Source organism: Bacillus sp. HNG, assembly GCF_003400205.1.
In the GTDB taxonomy this organism is placed as follows: Bacteria; Bacillota; Bacilli; order Bacillales; family Bacillaceae_L; genus Ferdinandcohnia.
The window spans coordinates 51,483-70,307 of record NZ_QUQV01000007.1 but is presented as its reverse complement, the minus strand read 5'-3'; the positions used below and the strand labels follow the sequence as shown (position 1 = coordinate 70,307).

The following is an 18,825-nucleotide window of genomic DNA, read 5'->3' as shown; positions in this document are numbered from 1 at the left end:
AAAACTTTCGCCAAAAAACAATGAGGCCCCGCAATCGAAGCCTCATTTTCTTTAATTTGTTGGTCTTTTGAACGGCCACCAGTTGGCAATTCCGAAGTTTTTGACCATAACTGGAATAAATAATGGCAGAATCACAAATGCGTACAACATAAGTCCGACGAGTGTGATCGACGCAATTTGCAGCAACGATAGCATTCCAGAAGGCATCATTGCAGCAAACGTTCCTCCAAGAATAATCGCAGCTGAAATAATAACAGTTCCCATCTTCTTCATGGAAAGAAGCATTGCTTCTGCCCTTGAGATATCACGGAATTCGTTAAAGCGGTCCATTAAGAAGATACTGTAGTCAACCCCGAGTGCGACGAGGATAACAAATCCAAAGAACGGAACTGCCCAGCTAATTCCTGTGTATCCAAGAATATTAACAAAAATCACTTCATTGATCGCCATTGATGTGTAATAGGTTAAAACTAATGAACCGATGATATAGATTGGCATGATTAATGAACGGAATAAGAAAATTAAAATAAGCGCAATCCCGATAAACATCAAGACAATTGTTCGAGAATAGTCCTGCTCAGACATTTTGCTTAAATCCGTATTCGTGCTCGTGATACCGCCAAGTGCAACATCAGCATTTTCAAGCTTTGTACCTTTCGTCGCTCTTTCAACAGCCGCATTGATCTCGTCGATTTGAGCCATTGCTTCGTTCGAATAAGGGTTTGCTTCAAAAATGACATCCAATGTCATGACTTTACGATCCTTAGACATGTATACATCAAGAACCTGAGCGAAATCGTCACTTTCAAGCACTTCTTCTGGCATATAAAAAGCATTTAATTCTTCGGAGTTTGAAAGGTCAGACAAATATTCTTGAGCAGACCCTAAACCATCTGAAACCTGTCCAAGCCCCTCTGCACTTTGCGTGAGTCCATCTGTTAGTTGGGTGATTTGACCACCAAGGCTTCCGAACCCATCAAGGAGTTGCTTCTGACCGTCATTAATGCCTGTTAGACCATTTGTAATTTGTGGCATTCCTTGAACAATTTGACCTTGCCCATTTGCCGCTTGAAGAAGTCCTCCTTTAAGTTGTTCAAGTCCTGCTATTAGTTGTTCAAGACCTGTTGGTAATGCTTCTTGTTCTTTCAACAATTGCTCAAAACCGGCGTTTGCTTTAATTAATCCATCATTTGCCACTGAAAGATGACCATTTAATGTCTTTATGCCACCAGATATTGCAGGGATTCCTTGTTGTAATGTAAGAATGCTTTTTTTCATCCCGCCATAAAATTGATCTTCAGCAACCCCTTGATGCTTACCTTCAAAATCCTCGAAACCTTCTTTATTAAATTGATTTAACTGAGTTGACAGTTGATCTACTTGTAAAGCCACTCCTGAGTACTGTTCAAGTAATGTAGCAATCCCACCTTGAGCATCCTTATACCCAGCTAATAGATTATTATAATAGGTTCCTAATTCTTCCACGCCGGCCTTTGCCTTATCAACCTCGGCAATCATCGTATCGATTCCAGCTGTTCCACTACGGATACCAGACTCGATTTTTGAAAGATTGGTTTGGATTTCGGTAAGGCCTGATTTAACTTGGTTTGTACCTGTGATTAATTCTCCGATTCCATCTGTAGCCGTTTTAAGCTCTGGCTCTGATTTTGCGAGTTCACTACCTGCTTCCTCTAAGCCTTCCTTAATTTGAGTGAGTCCATCTTTTCCTTCACCAAGACCTTCCTCAAGTGTTTTAGCTTGGTTTGCCAGAAATAGATCTTCGATTGGTTCCCCGGTTGGTCGTGTGACAGAGCGAATTGTGTCAACTAAGTCTACCTTTTCAACTTCTTGGCTTATTTTTTCTGCTAGTTCGATATATTCGGTGGAGTCCATCGCCTCATCATTTTTTAAAACGATTTGAGTAGGCATAGATTCACCTGGTCCGAAGCTACCGGCGATGGCGTTGAAGGCTTTGATTGAATTTACATCACCACTTAATTCTTCTAATGAATCATATGAGATGTCTCCGTCATATACAAATAAAAATGGAGCAACGATTGCCGCTACAACTAATAAAGATAGGAGTGGGCGCCCCAACGAAAATCGACCAGCTATTTCCCAAATCTTGCTGTCCCCATGTTCCAAGTTCTTCTTAGATGGCCAGAATAGTTTTTTCCCTAAAACAGCCATAAAGAATGGAACGACAGTAAACAAGGCACCTAATAAAAGTGCTACCCCAACTGCTACAGCGACAGCAGATTGATATAAAATAAATTGTGAAAAACCGATTGCCGCAAAACCAATCATGACCGCAATTCCACTAAATAAAACAGTACGTCCTGCGTTTTTATACGTTTCAATAATGGCTTCAGTTAAGCTCTCCCGCTGGGAAAGCTCCTCTTTAAAACGACTTAAAAGTAAGATACAGTAGTCCGTTCCTATTCCAAATAAAACTGCAACTAAGAAAATCTGAGTGTAGGTTGATATTGGAAAGTCAAATTGATCAACCAGCATTGCAACAATGGATTGTGAAGCAAGATAAGCAAATCCTACTGTCACAAGTGGAATAATAGGTGCAATTAATGATCTAAATACAAGTAAAAGAACGACCAGAATAAAGACAATTGTTATCCCCTCTGTCTTTTTCAAGCCTTCTTGTGCACTCGTCATTAGGTCCTCAGTAATAAGCCATTCACTCGTGTAATAGTGATCAACTTTAACATCTTCAATTGCCTGATATAAAGCCTCGCTAACTTCTTTTGGTTCACGATCATTCCAGCTTACTGTTACAGATGCTAAGATTGATTTTCCATCCTCTGAAACTAGCTGTTCCTTTAGTGTTTCTTCATTAAAATGAGTTAGGATTTCAGTAATACCGATTTCTTCTTTTTTCTCTTCAAGAAGTCGGATTGCCCGTTCAGCTTCCTTAATTTCGTCTTCGGTTAGCTTCTTTTCATCGTGAAACACTAGTGCAACCTGTGTTTCATTTCCTCCACCCTCTTGGGATTGGACATCGCTTAAAATTTTTCCTGCAATGGAGGATGAGTATTCGTCTGGAACGGTGATTTGCCCCTTTTCACGGACAAGATCCGCCATATTTGGAGCTGCAAGAAATAATCCAGCCACGACAACAATCCATGCGATAAGGACAAACCACTTCCGTTTAATGATAAAATTCATGCTTAATCCACCACCCTGTTATTTTTTATTTGTTGTAGGATTCCATTAAGCTTTTCATAGGTTTTTAGAAATCGAACAATTTCCTCTTCTGAAAATTCGCCAATGATGGATTCGACTAGCTTCTGAACCCGCTCCTCTGTCTTGGTAAATAGTTCATTTCCTTTGTTTGACAATGTTAAGTAAACAATTCTTCGATCATTCTCATCCCGCGTTCTTTGAATCAACCCTTTTTCAAAAAGTCGGTTAATAATCGCAGTAATCGCACTCTTTTTCACTTCAAAAACTTCTGCAAGTTCTGTTGATGTACACGAACCTACCTTATTTATGTAGCGAAGTGTATAATGCTGTTCATTTGTAAGGTCACTTCCGATTTGTTCCTTTACAAGCGACTCCGCGGTGGTATTTACTGAGAAAGATACATCTATATAAGAATCCACTAATTCTTTAATGTTTGTTATAGTCATCGTTTGAAAACACCTCACAGTATAAAAAATAGTTAAACTATTTAACTATTAACATTGTTAACTATAATTTGCGCCCTTAAAAAAGTCAATAAAAAACATCCCTCTAAAAGAAGAGTGATGTCAATTCATTTTCCCGCTATTCAATTACTTCAATATCCTTCAATTCAATGTCTGTGTCTTTTTCGAATGAAACATAATACTTTACATATCCGGTATCATCTTTTACATATTCGGCTTTAGAGTCATCAATGATGTTACCGTTAATCGTGACACCTGCATAGGTATAGTTATTGTCATTAAGAACCTTCTGAATGACTTGGGAATCTGTTAAAACATCTTCCTTTGTTGATTGGGTTGAATCCAACACAATATGCATGATGATAGGCTTTTCTAGTTTCATATCCTTACTCCATGTTGTATTCAAGTCATAATCACCTTTTTGAACCTCTAAAGAAACCCCCATTCCTTTGACTGTTGGAACTGATTGCTTCAATAGTTCCGTTATTTCCGTTTGTGCTTCGGCACTTAATTTTTCCATTACTGGCTCATCTAAGTTCTCTGTGTAAATGGAGTCTAGATTCACATATGGCTTTAAAAATCCTATTACCGTAAATTCATATGTTTTTGGACCGTTCTCATTTGGGGCAGTCGCACCAATTTCAATTACATTAAAGTCATAGCTTGAAAACTTAAAGTTATAGAATCCCTTCTCAATCCGGAACTCGCGGTCTGGGTAAGTCTCCTCTAGATAATTTTCAAGAACTTTATTCGAATATAGTTTACTTACCGGATTTCCATTAAAAGCGTTATAAATAAATAGGACGAACAAAACGAGCAAACCAAGCAGAATACTATACATTACTTTTCGTTTCTTCATTTATCCTCACCATTCCTTATTTTTAGATATAAAAATCCAATCAGGCTGCCTATGAAAGCAAATAAATAATGAATCAAGGTTACCAGGATGGATCCCATAAAGGACTGCAATAAAAAATGCCTAAAGGAAATTGTTGAACCCATGTCCCCTTGGATAAAGTCACCTATGTTTCCTCCAAGTGACCAAATAAAGATGGGGATAAAAGAGATGTAAAAGACAATTTTCATATCTTTGTAAAATAGGTAAGTGAGTAATCCAAGGACTGCATACCATAAAATAAATCCAAAGCTTTCATTGAGCATGGATGTTTGAATGGCAAGAAAAAAGGATAGCCCAACAAAAATGAGTTGATAGAGCGCGAGTCTTCTTTTGATGTTTGTGATCATTTTATCGTGCTGAAGAGGAGATTCGATTTCCTCCTTTTCGAGCGGAGTCATTGCTTGGTCCATGAGCTTTTGTAGTTCCTGGTTTTCCTGTATTTGTTCCTCTAGCCATGTGGTCGTTTCTGGACTTAACAGCCCCTCATTGTATAGAGGTAGCAGATCCTCAATGATTGCTTGTTTACGTTTATCCATGATATCCCTCCATTTCCTTATGAAGCTTAAGTTTCGCTCGGTGAAATGTAACTCTGGCAAAGTTTTCACTTTTTCCAAGCAAGCTTCCAATCTCTTTAAACGATAACTCTCCGTAGATTCTTAGTGTCACAACTTCTTTTGATACATCATCTAACCGATTGATATACTCGATTAGATTTTGTTTCACTTCCCTTTTTAGTACTTCCTCCTCCGGTGTAGTTGATTCCCCTTTTTCTTTTTTAAGCAACTCGTTTAACTGTGACTTATATTGATTGGAGCGATAATGCTTTAACAATCGATTTTTTGCAATGGAGAATAACCACGTATGGATTGTTGATTGCTGTGAAAAGGTATGCATGCTTTTAAGTGCTTCATAGAAAACCTCTTGTGTTAAGTCCTCCGCAATCTCTTTGCTAGAGGTTTTGATAAAGAAAAAAGCATATATTCGTGGTTGTACTTCTTTATATAACTCCTCTAGCTCCATTTCCCTCTCCCTATCTACTTGATTTTTGTCGTTCATTGTATTAGTACCTTGGAATCCGTTTTCGTTACAAACTTATTTAAATATTCTAATCTTCCAAAGCTTAATCCAGGGTTTGTCCTATGTAAATGAAAAAATTAGCAAGTTTGTCCGATTTTAGGCATATGTTTTTATTACTTGCTCATTGGAGGACATTTTAAGAAAGTTGGGGGAATGTGAATGTTTTTCGGTCTATTAGTGATTTTAATCCTTGTTTTGTTTTTACCATTTTCAGTTAAGCTGATCGAAAAAAATTTAGAGGTCTTTCTCTTTTTCATGGGGCTTCTTGCTGCGGTTGTCGGTGGTGTATTTAATAGCCAGCTTTTTGTACGAGCATCCGTTGACCCAATTAAGATTACACTAGCTGTTTTAATTGCCGGGCTATTATTTAAATGGTTTCATGCACCCTTGCAAAAATTTATTGTTGGAATGAGTCGCAAAATTCCATTTCGTTTATTTATCGGGTTAGTTGTCATCTTTTTAGGACTGATTTCAAGTGTAATAACGGCCATCATAGCGGCACTTGTACTTGTATTGATTGTAACTTCATTGCGACTTGAGCGGGGTTCTGCCATTCGTTTCGTCGTGATTGCGTGTTTTTCGATTGGTTTAGGTGCAGCGCTGACCCCAATCGGAGAACCCTTATCAACGATTGCCATCAGCAAACTTAACGAGGGTTTTTTCTTTTTAATCGGTTTAATTGGCCCACAAATATTTGCTTCATTTCTTATTTTTGGCTTGTTGGCAACCTTTGTAGTTGAACCTCCAAAACGGAAGAAAGAATCGTTTAAAAAGGAATCGAATAGTGAGACCTATGAGGAAATTTTCGTACGATCCCTAAAGATTTATTTTTTCGTAATGGGATTAACTTTATTAGGATCAGGTTTTGAGCCAATGATCAACCGTTATTTCATTGGACTTGATCCATTGTTACTTTACTGGTTAAATATGATATCAGCGATTCTCGATAACGCCACTTTAGCAGCTGCAGAAATTAGTCCGGCGATGGACCATTTTACGATTCAATCGATTTTGCTTGGTTTAATGATTAGTGGAGGAATGCTGATTCCAGGTAACATTCCGAATATCATTGCCGCAGGAAAACTGGACATTACCAGTAAGGAATGGGCAAAGTTTGGTGTACCAGTCGGGCTTTGTGTCATGCTAGGATATTTCTTAATTATCTATTTAATGTAAAAAATGCCTATCTCTAGGCATTTTTTAATTGACTTCTCGCAGTCCGTTTCCATCGAGAATTTCTTGTACCCCTTCCTCGCAAACGCCATATGCCCGCCACGAACAGGTTTCGCAGACTGTTTGAATATCCAGTGGGACAACATGTTTCTGGATTCGTGATTCTATGTCCTCCCATTTTAGAATTTGTCCAATTCGGATGCCCATTTTTTCTAGAATTTGTGCATCCCTTTCGTAGATGGAATTGTCTTCACAATGGTATTTACCATTGTTTGGATACTTTTCGCATAAATGATCGGGCCCTTTTACAATCTGAACAAGTGTCTTCGGATTCTTTCTAAGTGTTTGATGGACAATCGTCATATTTTCCACGTATTCTTGAGAATAGCCCATTCCTCGGTAGCCCAAAAGGCAAAATAAATGATGGCCGCGCAGTTTGTACATAATAGCCCCCTTTGTTAACTATGGTTATTTTTTAGTTTACATATATTTTATCTTAAAACTTCAAAAATTTGTTCAACTTTTTCTATTTTCTTACCAGCTACTAGAAAAATATGGTACCCTTTTTATTGAGTCCCTGAAAATAATTGTTGTTTGTCACACATGCCAATTGGAATTCAAAACAAGGAGTTATATCCATGCACATCGAAACGAAATTAAATGATAGAATAGATGAATTTTGTCAACAAAGTAATTTCTCAGGAGTTGTTTTAGCAAAACAAAAGGATGCCAAATTAATAGAATTGACATACGGCTATTCAAATAGAGCTGAAGAATTAGCAAACACCATCCATACAAAGTTTGGTATAGCATCTGGGTGTAAGCTTTTTACCGCTATTGCGGTTTGTCAGCTGGTTGAAAAGGGTTTGCTAACATTTGATACAAAATTAACAGATTGCCTTACTATCGATTTTCCAAACTTCGAGGAGAATATTTCCCTCCATCATTTGTTAACTCATACTTCTGGTGTCCCGGATTATTTTGATGAAGAGGTTATGGATGATTTTGAGGAACTATGGAAAGAAAATCCGATGTACCTGATTCGAGGACTGAAGGATTTCCTCCCTTTGTTTCAGAATGGGGATATGATGTTTACACTGGGTGAAAGATTTCATTATAACAATGCCGGTTATATATTATTAGGATTAATCGTTGAAAAGAAGTCAGGGTTGTCCTTTACTGACTATATAGCGAAAAATATTTTTGAACAGTGTGGGATGAAGGATTCCGGGTATTTTTCTCTGGATTGTCTCCCAAAAAATACAGCGCTCGGATATATTGATAACGAAGACGGTTCATGGCGAACAAATATATATTCGATCCCTGTTAAAGGTGGGTCTGATGGAGGAGCATTTGTCACTGCATCGGATATGCTGAAGCTTTGGGATGCGCTCCTAAATTATACATTACTAAGCCAGGAAATGACCGATCTACTATTAACCCCTCACGTACATGCTGAGGATGATGAATATTACGGTTACGGCATTTGGATTAGTAAAAGAGAATCTGAAATTTATAAATTTCATGTTATGGGGTACGACCCAGGAGTGAGTTTTGCTTCCTCCTATTACCCTGAATCTGAAGTTACACTTGTCATTCCATCCAATCAGTCGTATGGACCACATGATGTAACGGATGTATTTGAGGAAAATAAGTAAAAAAATGAGGTCAGGAGTAGTCCTGGCCTCATTTTTATGAAATATTAGTTTTGGTCATCGTCATCTCGGTCATCCATTTCTTTTTTCAAAATCGTCCCGTCTACTGCGGAAATTTCCATTTCAACTTCTTTTCCATCATACTTCATTTCAATTTCATAATAACCGTCATCGTCTAACTCGATTTCTGTGATTGTGCCTGGTGTATCCTTTGTTGCAATTGAAATGGCTTGATTTTTTGAAATTTCCACTGATGAAGTTTTTTGTGATTTATTTACATCGTCATTGCGGTCATCATCGACTTTTACAACTTTACCAGTAGTTGCATGAACTTTAACCTCTGCATCGTCATCATGTGTACCTTCTAGCTCTACTTCGTAAACAAGCTCTCCGTTTTCACGATCTAGTTCAATTTCTTCGACATGTGCACCTTTTACCTGTTGAGTTGCAACTTCTTTAGCTTGTGAATATGAAATCTCAGCTTCCTTTGCAATTGCACCGACTCCGACTGCTCCTCCTAATACAACTGTTCCTACCATTCCTAGTACTACAAGTTTTTTCTTCATTTTTGTTTCCTCCTTTATTTGATCTATCTTTATCATAGACAACGAAAATGAGGAAACTCAGATAATAAAATGAGAAATTGATGAGAAACATATGAGTTTTTCTAAGAATTAGTCCTCTAGAACAATCGTGATGACCTCACCGGAGATTGGATGGATCTGTACAGTTTTATCTACGCCCTGGTTTGTTTCCACTTCTACAAAATAATAATATTGCCCTGCTTCTTCTTCAAATTCAACATCATCAACAAAGCCTTGTACATGTTGTAGGGCAATCTCAATTGCTTGTTGCTCTGTAATTTGTTGTATAGTTTCAGTTGGTGGCTTTGGTGTAGTTGGCATTGTCTCTGGTGGATTTTGTGTTTGTTGCTTATTCTGTACAACATCTACAATCTCACCTGTTTTTGCATGCAATTTATATGTTGATTCTGTATCTCCGTTTATTACGGTTGCAAAATAATAAGTTTCATCTTCCTCGTGTTTCTTTTCAATCGTTTTAATATCTCCGGTCTGTTCTTTTGCTAGTATTTCCTTAATCTCAGCCTCTGTCTTTTCTTGAGGTTCCTGAGTAAGCTTTGTTAAATTGGTGATATCACCTGTTTTCCGGTCAACGTCAATTTGATAAATTCCTGAATCAATTTCAAATTTAATTTTATAAAAGTCGCCTGCTCGACTCACTTCTGTATTTTCCCCGCTATACAATTTTTCGACGAGGTCAATCGCATCAGTTTCTGACAAAGGCTCTGCGGACGTATACGTTTTAGTTAACTGCCAAATGACAATTGCTACAAGTAAAGTGCCTCCTATAGCAAGAAGACTATTTCGAAGGGTTCTTTTTTTCACTGCAACTCACTCCATCATCTTTCATTTGTCTCTACTATACCTTCTTTTCATGAGAAATTAATGAGAATCCTCATCAGAAAGTAGAATATTGGCTGTAGTACCTTCCCCTTCTATACTGTCAAATTGGATGCTCGCACCAATCGCATCTGCCATTTCCTTTGCAAGTGAAAGTCCCAATCCATAGCCTCCCGTTTTTCTTGCCCTTGCCTTATCCACCCGATAAAAACGGTCAAACACCTTATCTAAATCCTTAGCAGGAATCCCAACTCCCTGGTCAATAATTTTAATACTCGGTCTTTTCCTTTCCCGTCCAATTACAACAATCACAGGTTTTTCACTGTACTTCAAGGCATTTTCCATTAGGATATAAAAAAGCTGCTTGAGCTTTTGTTTATCCGTTCCTACAATCATTTCTTCTTCCACAATGATTGAAATTTCGCGTTTATACGCCTCACGAAATGACCCCACTGACTCGTCAACAAGTTGTAGAAGCGGTATCGATTCGTTCTGTAGCTTCCACTGTTCATCATGTTTTGCAAGTAGTAGAAGCTGTTGGGTTAATTCGCGCATATGAACAGCTTCAGACTGAATCGCATCCACCGCTTCATGAAAAAGCTTTGGATCGGACTGACCTCTCCTTTTTAAAAGGCTTGCATATGAGTCAATAACGGTTAATGGTGTTTTTAACTCGTGAGATGCATTCGAGACAAAACTTTCTTGTTTCTCATAGTTTACCTTTAATAAATCCATCATTTCATTGAAGGTTTGTCCCATTTCATACAGTTCATCTTGTGATTCTTTTGATAACTCAATGCGTTTATATTGTCCGCTTCTCCGTATTTCTCTCATCGTCTGTATCATTGTCGTAATGGGCTGAGTGATCACATTACTTAGTAACCTCGTTGACACAAGAACTGGAATTGTGGCTATCAACGTGACTGCAAGTAGAACAAGACTTAATGTTTTTAAGTTATTTGCAGTTGCCGAGAGGTTTTCAATAAGCTGAAGTTCAGCTACCTCCCCGCTCTTCCAAATAATTGGAAATGACACAAAAGCATGTGGAACCCCATTAAAGTCGATAATTTGTCGTTGTTTCGTTTTATGATAGGTTGTTGGAAATTTCTCTAACTCCTGTTGTTCTGGTACAAGCACTTGTGCATCTATACTACCATCCAGTCGTACTACCTGCAGCATACCATCTAAAGGGACATATGTACGGAGTAAATTCCCTGCAGAAACTGAATGATCTGTTTTTGATATCCCGTTCATAGCGCGTTCTGCTTCAGCCTCTGTTCGATCTAATTCACTATTAAACATCATGTGACTGAATGTAAAATAGGATGCAATATTGAGTAGGACAAGCAATAAAATAAATACAACGGCCGTGTACAAATTAATCTTTTTCCGTAGTCTCATTTGGTTTCCTTTATCACATAGCCGACACCACGTACCGTGTGAATCAGTGGTTCGTCATATGGCTTATCCATTTTATTTCGTAAATAACGAATATACACATCAACTATATTTGTATCCCCGTAGTAGTCATAGCCCCAGACCGCATTTAATAATTGCTCCCTATTTAATACCTGTCGTGGATGCTTCATTAAATAGGCAAGCAAATCAAATTCACGAGGTGTAAGCTCAATCTCGTCATTTTTGCGAATGACTTCACGCGTACTTTCATTGAGCATTAAGTCTCCAAATTTCAGCCAATCATCAACTTGAGGTTGGCCAGGCGTTGTCTTACTTTGATTGTTTCTTAATGCTACACGAATACGTGCTAGCAATTCTTCTATTTGAAAGGGCTTTGTCACATAATCGTTTGCGCCTAAGTCAAGACCAGATACTTTGTCCTCAACTGAGTCTTTTGCTGTTAAAAGAATGACAGGTGTAGCAAAGTTTGCTGTCCGAATTCGCCTTAGAACCTCAATTCCGCTAATACCAGGAAGCATAACATCTAATAGGACCAAATCCCACGTCTCCTCTTGGAACTTTGCTAAGCCTGAATTTCCATCATAGGCTTTTCCAGTTTCATAGCCTTCGTACGTCAATTCAAGTTCCAATACCCGCGCAATCTTCTCTTTATCTTCCACAATTAATATTCGCTGTTTCTGCACTCCCAACCCTCATTTCTCTATGTATCTACCTTCTACCCTCATTTTACCCCAATTCGGACATCTCCTACACTAAAAGAAAAGTACCAATCACCAAAGGACGCTTTACCTATGGTGACAGGTACTAATGAAAAGCCTATTCTTCTTCAATTTCTTCCTCTTGAGATCTTGGTCTTCTCCCCCAAAAGAATTCCCATGCATCCATTCGTTGAGATTCCTGCTCTTCAATGGTTTCCTTTTCTTTGTTATCAGCCAAAACCGGCACCTCCCCAATTTAATTCTCGTTTATATCCTATTCAAGGGTTTGGGTTCTGTTTGGGAATATGCCCATAATTATGAAAAATTCATGATGGAAGCGTGGAGATAATCGATGTATAATGAAGATGTAAATATTTTGAAGAGGTGATGAAGATGGCAAAATCAAACGCTCGGAAAAAGCGTGAAAAACTCGTACGTGAAGGAAAGCGAAATCCCGAAAACGGAAGAAGCCCATTTGCATTAATTGATATGCAATCCAGAATGACAAAAACGAAAAAGGATCACTTATATCGAAATAAACATAAGAACCAATCATTCACTGATGGAAATGATGGTTCTTTTTGTTTTTGTGGATGATATTGATTAGCTTGGTTAGGTTCTATCGGTTTTATTTCATTTCTAACAATTTTTTCCTATTCTATCGACTAATCGACATTTTCCTAATTAAAAAACTGACACCAAGGTGTCAGCATTATTTGCATCTTCTATGATAAAATCCGTTTTTCTCCCTCAATTTCTTGAATAGGAGCTATATTTTGAGAGAATTCCATGGTTCCGATATACTCTCCTTCCTCATCTCGTACGGCGAAGTATCGGATATACACGTATTTGCCTTTTGCTGTGATCCAGAAATCCTCCACATCTTTTCTTCCTGATTTGAAGTCTTCAAGTAATTCTTCCACAACGTGAACACTTCTTGGGGGATGACAGTTTTGAACCGTTCTCCCAATAACTGCTTTTGTCCTTGCAAAAATACGTTCTTTTCCTTTAGAGAAATAACGGACAACGTCATCCTTATCGATAAACGTAATATCAACCGGTAAATGGTTTAACAGTAATTCAAGCTGTTTTAAAGATAAAATACCTGTTTCCATCTTAACTAGTCCTTTTGACATCACTTGCTCATCATCAATGACACTTCGCTCAGGCTTCCAATCTTCCGGAGAAATCAAACAAAAACCGATTTCATCACTTTCTTGAGCAATTTTTAACCATTCGTCCTCTGTTAAATTATTTAGCGACATTGGAAAGAGAATATTTTCTTCGCGATAAATCATTTCGTCAACTTGATCGACAAAAAAATTGATAACCTCCACAACTGATTGTTTTTCCCCATCATATTCAGTTAGCATTCTTTTTGCATCTTTTATTGCGTCTACAATAAAATCATCAATTTTCCACATCATATTCGTTGGTCCATATATCCCGTACTTTTCTAAGTATGGAAATAGAAGCTGTTCTTTTCGTTCATAATGCTTCCTGATATCCAGCAAAAGATTACAATCACTGAGTAACTTCAATCTATTTTCATAGTGGTCATCCGCTTCAAATACTTGCAAATGCTTTTTAATTTTACTGACTAACTTCTCAAGTTCTCTATTTTCAAGCTTAAACGTATACACGGGATGTCCAGGTTGTTCTTCTGGTCGACTCGATCTAGTTTCTTCTATAAAATCCTTAAAAATCTCCCGATGCTTTGTACAAATTTCTGTAGCCTCTTGTGCCTGGATATTTTCTTTTTCCATTAACACATGTTGGAGCCTCGATACTTCGCCAATCGTTATATAGCCCACTTTATCCTTTAATCTAGATTTTATCTCTTCAACAGATTTACCATTATGTAAATCTTTAAAACTTTGCTTTATAAGAGCCTCACGCTCTTGGTCACTCATTTTATGTTGTTCACGATTATTTATAAGTTCACTCATACGAAATTCTCCTTTCAATCTATGCTTACTTTCGAAATTAACATAGTTTAAGGAAAAGGTTCGTGATTCGAATCACATCTAAAAATAAAAAGACTCACAAAAGTGAGTCCTAACTGACTTATCTATGGTTTTGGATATTGGTATTCCAATTCATCTTTATCTGGATTATAATCAACGATCAGATTATGACCATTAAAGAACCAGATGTCGTCTTCTTCTACATAGAACATAACCTCATCTACGCTTTGACTTGTATGAATTTGGATGGGCTCGTCATGCGTAGAAAAAGCCAATGAATATTTTTCTTGTACGGGGCTAGTTCCGTAAAACATTGGATAGAAACGAACGGAATCACCTTTTTTGACACTTATATCTTCTTTAAACCATTTTAAAGCTGCATCACTTATAGTCATTTCCAAATGTATTGAACCTCCCTGGCTGTCCTTCTGCTATTTTGTGCAGAAATATGGACTTTATTATCTTATAGTACTAAAGATTTCAAGGATAAGATACCAACTAATTTGTGAAATATTTCTCAAACATTAAAAAGCACGCAATCATTAAGACTGCGTGCAATTTTTCTTATAAGAGGACAAAGGCGATTGTAGCACCTACTATAATGGTTACGCTCACGATTTTACCCCAAACGGGAACTTTGTCCTTCGTATTTTGATTGACCTTCTTCTCTTGATCCTCGACTACCTTTCGATATTCAGGACTACAGCACCCCATTAGGATACCTTCTTGTAGTTAGAAATATCTACTTCTAGTGGCAGATTTGCTGCACGAGCTTTATTAGCTTGACGGAAGAATAATGCGACAAGGATGATTGTTCCTGCAAAACCACCGTACCAAGCAATATTCATCGGTAATCTGAATCCAATTTGAGCATTCAGGATATACGTAATGACCATACAAAGCATGAATGTTCCTGGAATAAGTGAAATCCAGTAATTCTTTTTCGCAATGTATAAGTACATTGCACCTACGAATAATGCAATAACAGCTGTTGCTTGGTTCGCCCAACTAAAGTATCTCCAAAGAATATTAAAATCGATTTGAGTAAGAACAACAGAGATTGCGAATAATGGAACGGCAATCCATAGACGACTTGACATTTTCTTTTGAGCCAAGTTTAGATATTCAGCAATAATCATACGCGCACTACGGAATGCAGTATCACCAGAAGTGATTGGTAATACGATAACTCCTAATACTGCAAGTGTTCCACCAATTGCACCAAGCATTAATGTTGAAACTTCACTTACAATAGCTCCTGGGCCACCTGCTGCAAGAAGCTCTTGTAAGCCACCGTAACCATCAAATAAGCTCATAGCTGCTGCTGCCCAGATCATAGCGATGATACCTTCAGCAATCATCATACCGTAGAAAATTTTACGTCCTTGGCTTTCTTTTTGTGTCGTACGTGAAATAATAGGCGTTTGTGTTGCATGGAATCCAGATAGAGCACCACAAGTAATGGTAAAGAATAATAATGGAAAAATTGGTGCATTATCAGGATGGAAATTTGATAATGAAAGTTCTGGGATTGGTGCACCTTTCACAATTAAACCAACACCGATTCCAACAGCACTGATTAAAAGGATGGCTCCAAAATAAGGATATAGACGACCGATAATTTTATCAACTGGCAATAAAGTAGCCAAGATGTAGTATATGAAAATAACAGCGATAAGAATACCTAAAGCAACTTTTCCGTCTAATAAAAGATTTAAAAGTGAAGCTGGTGTTGAAACGAATACTGTACCAACTAATAATAGTAGTAAAACAGCAAATGCGTTAACCACGTGCTTCATTGCTTTACCTAAAAACTTCGTTGCAAGCTCTGGTAAGTGAGCTCCTTTGTTACGTATGGAGATCATTCCAGTTAAATAATCGTGAACGGCACCTGCGAAAATACATCCAACCACAATCCAAATGAATGCAACTGGTCCGTAAAGCGCTCCCATAATCGGTCCGAAAACAGGTCCAGTACCCGCAATATTCAAAAGCTGGATTAGTGAGTTTTTCTTGGTACTCATTGGAATATAGTCTACACCGTCAGCATTTACATAAGCTGGAGTAGTACGTTCTTCCTTAACACCGAATACTTTTTCAATGTATTTACCATACGTAAAGTATCCAATGATTAACAAAGCGATACTCGCTAAAAATGTAATCATGTTATTTCCCCCTTATTCCCTTTATTAAAATAATGAATGCGTTTACATTTATTATAGTAGATAAATTGAAGTTTAGAAGACTTTGAGATTAAAAGGTAGAAATTTGACGATAACGTGTCAAAATTGTGAACTAAAACGCAAAATTCTACCTTCATCTATTTAAATTTCTAATTGGGCACGCAATGCTTTGACATAATTACGGCTAACTGAAAGCTGTTCTTCTCTTCCTTCAATTTCCAATTGGTAGGCTCCATTAAACCAAGGGGTAAGTCTAGTGACATATTTTAAATTAACGAGGAAGCTTTTATGAATCCGAAAGAACCCGAACGATTCCAGTCTGTTTTCCAATTCTTTCAACTGAGTTTTTGTCTCATACTCTCCCATTTTTGTCACAAGCTTCGTTACTTTCTCATCCTTGGCAATATATAAAATATCCATTGGTTCAAGGTAGATAATCTCCCCACTTGAATCAATCGCCAATTTCCCTGTTTGTTTTCCTTTTTCCTTTTCTTCAGGTGTATGAAGAATTTTTTCAATACGTTTAACTGTCTCCTTAAGCTGTTCCTCATCAAACGGCTTTAATAAATAGTCGATTGCATTAAAACGAAATGCTTCTACGGCAAACTCAGGGTACGCCGTGGCAAACACAATCAGTGGCGGTTTTTTTAATTCCAAAAGAGCTTTTGCAGCGTCCATCCCATTCACTTTAGGCATTTCCACATCTAAAAAGACAACATCCGGTTGGAGCTGAATCGCTTTTAAAATAGCAGACTCTCCTGAATCAGCTTCTCCCACTACTTGAATGGTTGGATAGGCCTCTAATAAATGAGATAGCTCATCACGACTATATAATTCATCATCGACAATAAGAGTTTTGATTTTTGCTTCCATTTTATACAGCCTCCGTTAGTGGAATTGAAAAAGCAATCTCCGTTCCTTTATTTTCTTCACTTTTAATGGCTAATGCTGACTTTTCACCAAATAACATGGTAAGCCTACGATTGACATTATATAAAGCGACTCCACTGCCTTTTTCAGATTTGATTGGGGTGATGCAAATTTCCTTAGCGCGTTCTTCATTCATTCCCATTCCATTATCCTCAACCTGTACATATACACAGTCATTCATTTTTTGGATTGAAATCATGATTTGGAAATCCCCATCTTGATTCTTCATCCCGTGTTTAATTGCATTTTCAACAATCGGCTGGAGGGTAAGTGGTGGGATATACTGATACAACGCAGCTTCCTCAACCTTATAAAATACTTTTAGTTTATCTACAAATCTTGTTCCCTCTATTTCTAAGTAGGCTTTCACTTGCCTAAGCTCCTGTTCCAAGGTTGTTACATTTTGTGTTGTAACGGACAAGTTTTGACGTAAGAAATGAGATAGGGAAACGAGTAGTTTCCTAGCTTTTGTTGGATCTCTTCTTACCAAAGAGAGAATCGTGTTCAGCGTGTTAAAAAGAAAATGCGGACTTATTTGAGCTTGGAGCACTTTAATTTCTGCTTCTTTCGCAAGCTGAAAAGCTTTATCGGCTTCCGCAATTTCAAGCTGATTACTTAAAAGGGAGCTCAAACCTGAAATGAGCTCTGTCACAACAGGTGTAATTTCTTTTTCAGAACGAAAATAGAACTTTAGTGTCCCAATCGTTTCATCTCTCCGTCTTAATGGAGCAATTACAGCCGCACCAAGCGGGCAAGCCTCATCACGGCATTGAATCATCTTTTTGTTGGCGATTACAATTTTTCCATTATGAATAACATCCATAGTAATTTGTGTTTGGATTGGCATTTGGGAACGATGATGGTCATGCCCAAGTCCCACATGTGCCAAAATTTCTTGGGTATTGGTCATCGCCACAGCTGTTGCTTGAATTTCATCCTGAATGATATGACAAACTGCGTGTGCCGTCTCTCGATTCAACCCGTTTCGCAAATGGACAAGCGTCTTGTCTGCAATGCGAAGAGTTTTTTGAGCTTGAACTGCACCAACCCGCTCTCCCTCATTAATTACACTTTTTATGATCATGAGAAATAAGGCACAGCCTAGTCCATTTGCGACAATCATCGGAATCCCAATGATTTCGACTAAAGCCCACGCTTTTTCAAAAGGACGTGAGAATAGCAGGATAACAAGCATTTGAAGTGCTTCTGCGGAGGCCGCGATAATAAATGCCGTACTTAATTTCACGTGCTTATTTTTCTTATAAAAGTAACCTGATATAAAACCTGCGATAATGGATGCAAAACCACAGGAAAAAGCGGTAAACCCACCAAGCGTAAAACGATGGATACCAGCAATAAGCCCCGCACCTAACCCAACCTTGTAACCACCTAGTAAACCAGCGAGTACCACACCAATCACGCGTGAGTTCGCTAACGCTTCATCAGAAGTTAACCCTGATGCCCAGCGATTAAACTGAAGGCTTTCTGTATTAAGGCTAAGACCCGTATACGTACCGATAATTCCAAAGAAACCAAAGAAGACAATTGCCACAAGCTTCTGCCAACGATTCAGCTCATCCTGGTACATCATCCCTCTGAAAAACTTCAATCTCGTTAAAATAAAAGCGATTGCAACAATAATCCCTAACCGCTCTAACATTGTAATTAAAAGTTCGAACATAAGACATGCTCCTTTTTTTAGGACATGATTGGGTCACGGGGACAGGTTCAGTGTCCCTCTG

19 protein-coding genes are annotated in these 18,825 nt (G+C 37.9%); 3 read left to right on the top strand and 16 right to left on the bottom strand.

The window, feature by feature from the left end; genetic code table 11:
* Positions 1–51: 51 nt before the first annotated feature.
* The 5 genes from DZB84_RS13955 to DZB84_RS13935 all read right to left on the bottom strand — a co-directional run bounded on the left by DZB84_RS13955 (position 52) and on the right by DZB84_RS13935 (position 5,580).
* The gene (locus DZB84_RS13955) at positions 52–3,180 is read right to left on the bottom strand and encodes an efflux RND transporter permease subunit (protein WP_116352882.1); all 3,129 of its coding nucleotides are present in this window, start codon (positions 3,178–3,180) and stop codon (positions 52–54) included.
* Between the two features lie 2 nt (positions 3,181–3,182).
* The gene (locus tag DZB84_RS13950; protein ID WP_116352881.1) at positions 3,183–3,644 is read right to left on the bottom strand and encodes a MarR family winged helix-turn-helix transcriptional regulator; all 462 of its coding nucleotides are present in this window, start codon (positions 3,642–3,644) and stop codon (positions 3,183–3,185) included.
* Positions 3,645–3,780: 136 nt separating this feature from the next.
* Complete coding sequence (locus DZB84_RS13945) at positions 3,781–4,521, bottom strand: YfjL-like protein (RefSeq protein ID WP_116352880.1); 741 nt, start codon at positions 4,519–4,521, stop codon at positions 3,781–3,783.
* On the bottom strand, positions 4,518–5,096 hold the full coding sequence (locus DZB84_RS13940) for a hypothetical protein (protein ID WP_116352879.1): 579 nt from the start codon (positions 5,094–5,096) through the stop codon (positions 4,518–4,520). Before DZB84_RS13940 ends, DZB84_RS13945 begins: the two co-directional genes overlap by 4 nt.
* Complete coding sequence (locus DZB84_RS13935) at positions 5,089–5,580, bottom strand: RNA polymerase sigma factor (RefSeq protein ID WP_116352878.1); 492 nt, start codon at positions 5,578–5,580, stop codon at positions 5,089–5,091. Before DZB84_RS13935 ends, DZB84_RS13940 begins: the two co-directional genes overlap by 8 nt.
* Positions 5,581–5,796: 216 nt before the next feature.
* Between DZB84_RS13935 and DZB84_RS13930 the strand changes: the two genes are divergently transcribed.
* Positions 5,797–6,813 carry a DUF1646 family protein gene (locus tag DZB84_RS13930; RefSeq protein ID WP_116352877.1) on the top strand — a complete coding sequence of 339 codons (1,017 nt, stop codon included), beginning with the start codon at positions 5,797–5,799 and terminating at the stop codon, positions 6,811–6,813.
* Between the two features lie 24 nt (positions 6,814–6,837).
* Here DZB84_RS13930 and DZB84_RS13925 read toward each other — a convergent pair whose 3' ends face one another.
* Positions 6,838–7,254: a DUF1284 domain-containing protein gene (locus tag DZB84_RS13925; protein WP_116352876.1), complete on the bottom strand. Its 417-nt coding sequence runs from the start codon at positions 7,252–7,254 to the stop codon at positions 6,838–6,840.
* A gap of 194 nt (positions 7,255–7,448) precedes the next feature.
* On the opposite strand from DZB84_RS13925, the gene DZB84_RS13920 reads away from it, so the two are divergent.
* Positions 7,449–8,468, top strand: a complete 1,020-nt coding sequence (locus tag DZB84_RS13920) for a serine hydrolase domain-containing protein (RefSeq protein WP_116352875.1) — start codon at positions 7,449–7,451, stop codon at positions 8,466–8,468.
* A gap of 44 nt (positions 8,469–8,512) precedes the next feature.
* Here the strand turns inward: DZB84_RS13920 and DZB84_RS13915 are convergent, their stop codons facing one another.
* The 4 genes from DZB84_RS13915 to DZB84_RS13900 form a co-directional block, all read right to left on the bottom strand.
* Positions 8,513–9,031: a PepSY domain-containing protein gene (locus DZB84_RS13915; protein WP_189655248.1), complete on the bottom strand. Its 519-nt coding sequence runs from the start codon at positions 9,029–9,031 to the stop codon at positions 8,513–8,515.
* 108 nt (positions 9,032–9,139) lie between these two features.
* On the bottom strand, positions 9,140–9,871 hold the full coding sequence (locus DZB84_RS13910; RefSeq protein WP_116352873.1) for a PepSY domain-containing protein: 732 nt from the start codon (positions 9,869–9,871) through the stop codon (positions 9,140–9,142).
* A gap of 57 nt (positions 9,872–9,928) precedes the next feature.
* Positions 9,929–11,287, bottom strand: a complete 1,359-nt coding sequence (locus tag DZB84_RS13905; RefSeq protein ID WP_116352872.1) for a sensor histidine kinase — start codon at positions 11,285–11,287, stop codon at positions 9,929–9,931.
* On the bottom strand, positions 11,284–11,988 hold the full coding sequence (locus DZB84_RS13900; protein WP_116352871.1) for a response regulator transcription factor: 705 nt from the start codon (positions 11,986–11,988) through the stop codon (positions 11,284–11,286). The genes DZB84_RS13905 and DZB84_RS13900 overlap by 4 nt, the downstream gene beginning before the upstream one ends.
* Before the next feature lie 408 nt (positions 11,989–12,396).
* Here DZB84_RS13900 and DZB84_RS13895 point away from each other — a divergent pair, with 408 nt between their 5' ends.
* Positions 12,397–12,600 (top strand): hypothetical protein, encoded by a 204-nt coding sequence (locus tag DZB84_RS13895; protein WP_116352870.1) that lies wholly within the window; start codon positions 12,397–12,399, stop codon positions 12,598–12,600.
* A gap of 128 nt (positions 12,601–12,728) precedes the next feature.
* On the opposite strand, the gene DZB84_RS13890 is transcribed toward DZB84_RS13895, so the two are convergent.
* The 6 genes from DZB84_RS13890 to DZB84_RS13870 all read right to left on the bottom strand — a co-directional run bounded on the left by DZB84_RS13890 (position 12,729) and on the right by DZB84_RS13870 (position 18,764).
* Positions 12,729–13,952, bottom strand: a complete 1,224-nt coding sequence (locus DZB84_RS13890) for a DUF438 domain-containing protein (protein WP_116352869.1) — start codon at positions 13,950–13,952, stop codon at positions 12,729–12,731.
* Positions 13,953–14,074: 122 nt separating this feature from the next.
* The gene (locus tag DZB84_RS13885; protein ID WP_223254460.1) at positions 14,075–14,365 is read right to left on the bottom strand and encodes a HesB/YadR/YfhF family protein; all 291 of its coding nucleotides are present in this window, start codon (positions 14,363–14,365) and stop codon (positions 14,075–14,077) included.
* A 169-nt stretch (positions 14,366–14,534) separates the two neighbouring features.
* Entirely contained in the window at positions 14,535–14,684 is a 150-nt protein-coding gene (locus DZB84_RS24930) for a hypothetical protein (RefSeq protein WP_189655247.1), read from the bottom strand.
* A complete protein-coding gene (locus DZB84_RS13880) occupies positions 14,684–16,135 on the bottom strand; it encodes a carbon starvation CstA family protein (RefSeq protein ID WP_116352867.1) in 1,452 nt (483 codons plus the stop codon). The genes DZB84_RS24930 and DZB84_RS13880 overlap by 1 nt, the downstream gene beginning before the upstream one ends.
* Before the next feature lie 159 nt (positions 16,136–16,294).
* A complete protein-coding gene (locus DZB84_RS13875) occupies positions 16,295–17,026 on the bottom strand; it encodes a LytR/AlgR family response regulator transcription factor (protein WP_116352866.1) in 732 nt (243 codons plus the stop codon).
* Position 17,027: 1 nt separating this feature from the next.
* Complete coding sequence (locus DZB84_RS13870) at positions 17,028–18,764, bottom strand: sensor histidine kinase (protein ID WP_116352865.1); 1,737 nt, start codon at positions 18,762–18,764, stop codon at positions 17,028–17,030.
* Between the last annotated feature and the right edge of the window lie 61 nt (positions 18,765–18,825).

Excerpts from the sequence above, each read along its gene's own strand:
- DZB84_RS13955 (WP_116352882.1), bottom strand. The coding sequence starts at position 3,180 with ATGAATTTTATCATTAAACGGAAGTGGTTTGTCCTTATCGCATGGATT.
- DZB84_RS13950 (WP_116352881.1), bottom strand. The coding sequence starts at position 3,644 with ATGACTATAACAAACATTAAAGAATTAGTGGATTCTTATATAGATGTA.
- DZB84_RS13945 (WP_116352880.1), bottom strand. The coding sequence starts at position 4,521 with ATGAAGAAACGAAAAGTAATGTATAGTATTCTGCTTGGTTTGCTCGTT.
- DZB84_RS13940 (WP_116352879.1), bottom strand. The coding sequence starts at position 5,096 with ATGGATAAACGTAAACAAGCAATCATTGAGGATCTGCTACCTCTATAC.
- DZB84_RS13935 (WP_116352878.1), bottom strand. The coding sequence starts at position 5,580 with ATGGAGCTAGAGGAGTTATATAAAGAAGTACAACCACGAATATATGCT.
- DZB84_RS13930 (WP_116352877.1), top strand. The coding sequence starts at position 5,797 with ATGTTTTTCGGTCTATTAGTGATTTTAATCCTTGTTTTGTTTTTACCA.
- DZB84_RS13925 (WP_116352876.1), bottom strand. The coding sequence starts at position 7,254 with ATGTACAAACTGCGCGGCCATCATTTATTTTGCCTTTTGGGCTACCGA.
- DZB84_RS13920 (WP_116352875.1), top strand. The coding sequence starts at position 7,449 with ATGCACATCGAAACGAAATTAAATGATAGAATAGATGAATTTTGTCAA.
- DZB84_RS13915 (WP_189655248.1), bottom strand. The coding sequence starts at position 9,031 with ATGAAGAAAAAACTTGTAGTACTAGGAATGGTAGGAACAGTTGTATTA.
- DZB84_RS13905 (WP_116352872.1), bottom strand. The coding sequence starts at position 11,287 with ATGAGACTACGGAAAAAGATTAATTTGTACACGGCCGTTGTATTTATT.
- DZB84_RS13895 (WP_116352870.1), top strand. The coding sequence starts at position 12,397 with ATGGCAAAATCAAACGCTCGGAAAAAGCGTGAAAAACTCGTACGTGAA.
- DZB84_RS13890 (WP_116352869.1), bottom strand. The coding sequence starts at position 13,952 with ATGAGTGAACTTATAAATAATCGTGAACAACATAAAATGAGTGACCAA.
- DZB84_RS13885 (WP_223254460.1), bottom strand. The coding sequence starts at position 14,365 with ATGACTATAAGTGATGCAGCTTTAAAATGGTTTAAAGAAGATATAAGT.
- DZB84_RS24930 (WP_189655247.1), bottom strand. The coding sequence starts at position 14,684 with ATGGGGTGCTGTAGTCCTGAATATCGAAAGGTAGTCGAGGATCAAGAG.
- DZB84_RS13880 (WP_116352867.1), bottom strand. The coding sequence starts at position 16,135 with ATGATTACATTTTTAGCGAGTATCGCTTTGTTAATCATTGGATACTTT.
- DZB84_RS13875 (WP_116352866.1), bottom strand. The coding sequence starts at position 17,026 with ATGGAAGCAAAAATCAAAACTCTTATTGTCGATGATGAATTATATAGT.
- DZB84_RS13870 (WP_116352865.1), bottom strand. The coding sequence starts at position 18,764 with ATGTTCGAACTTTTAATTACAATGTTAGAGCGGTTAGGGATTATTGTT.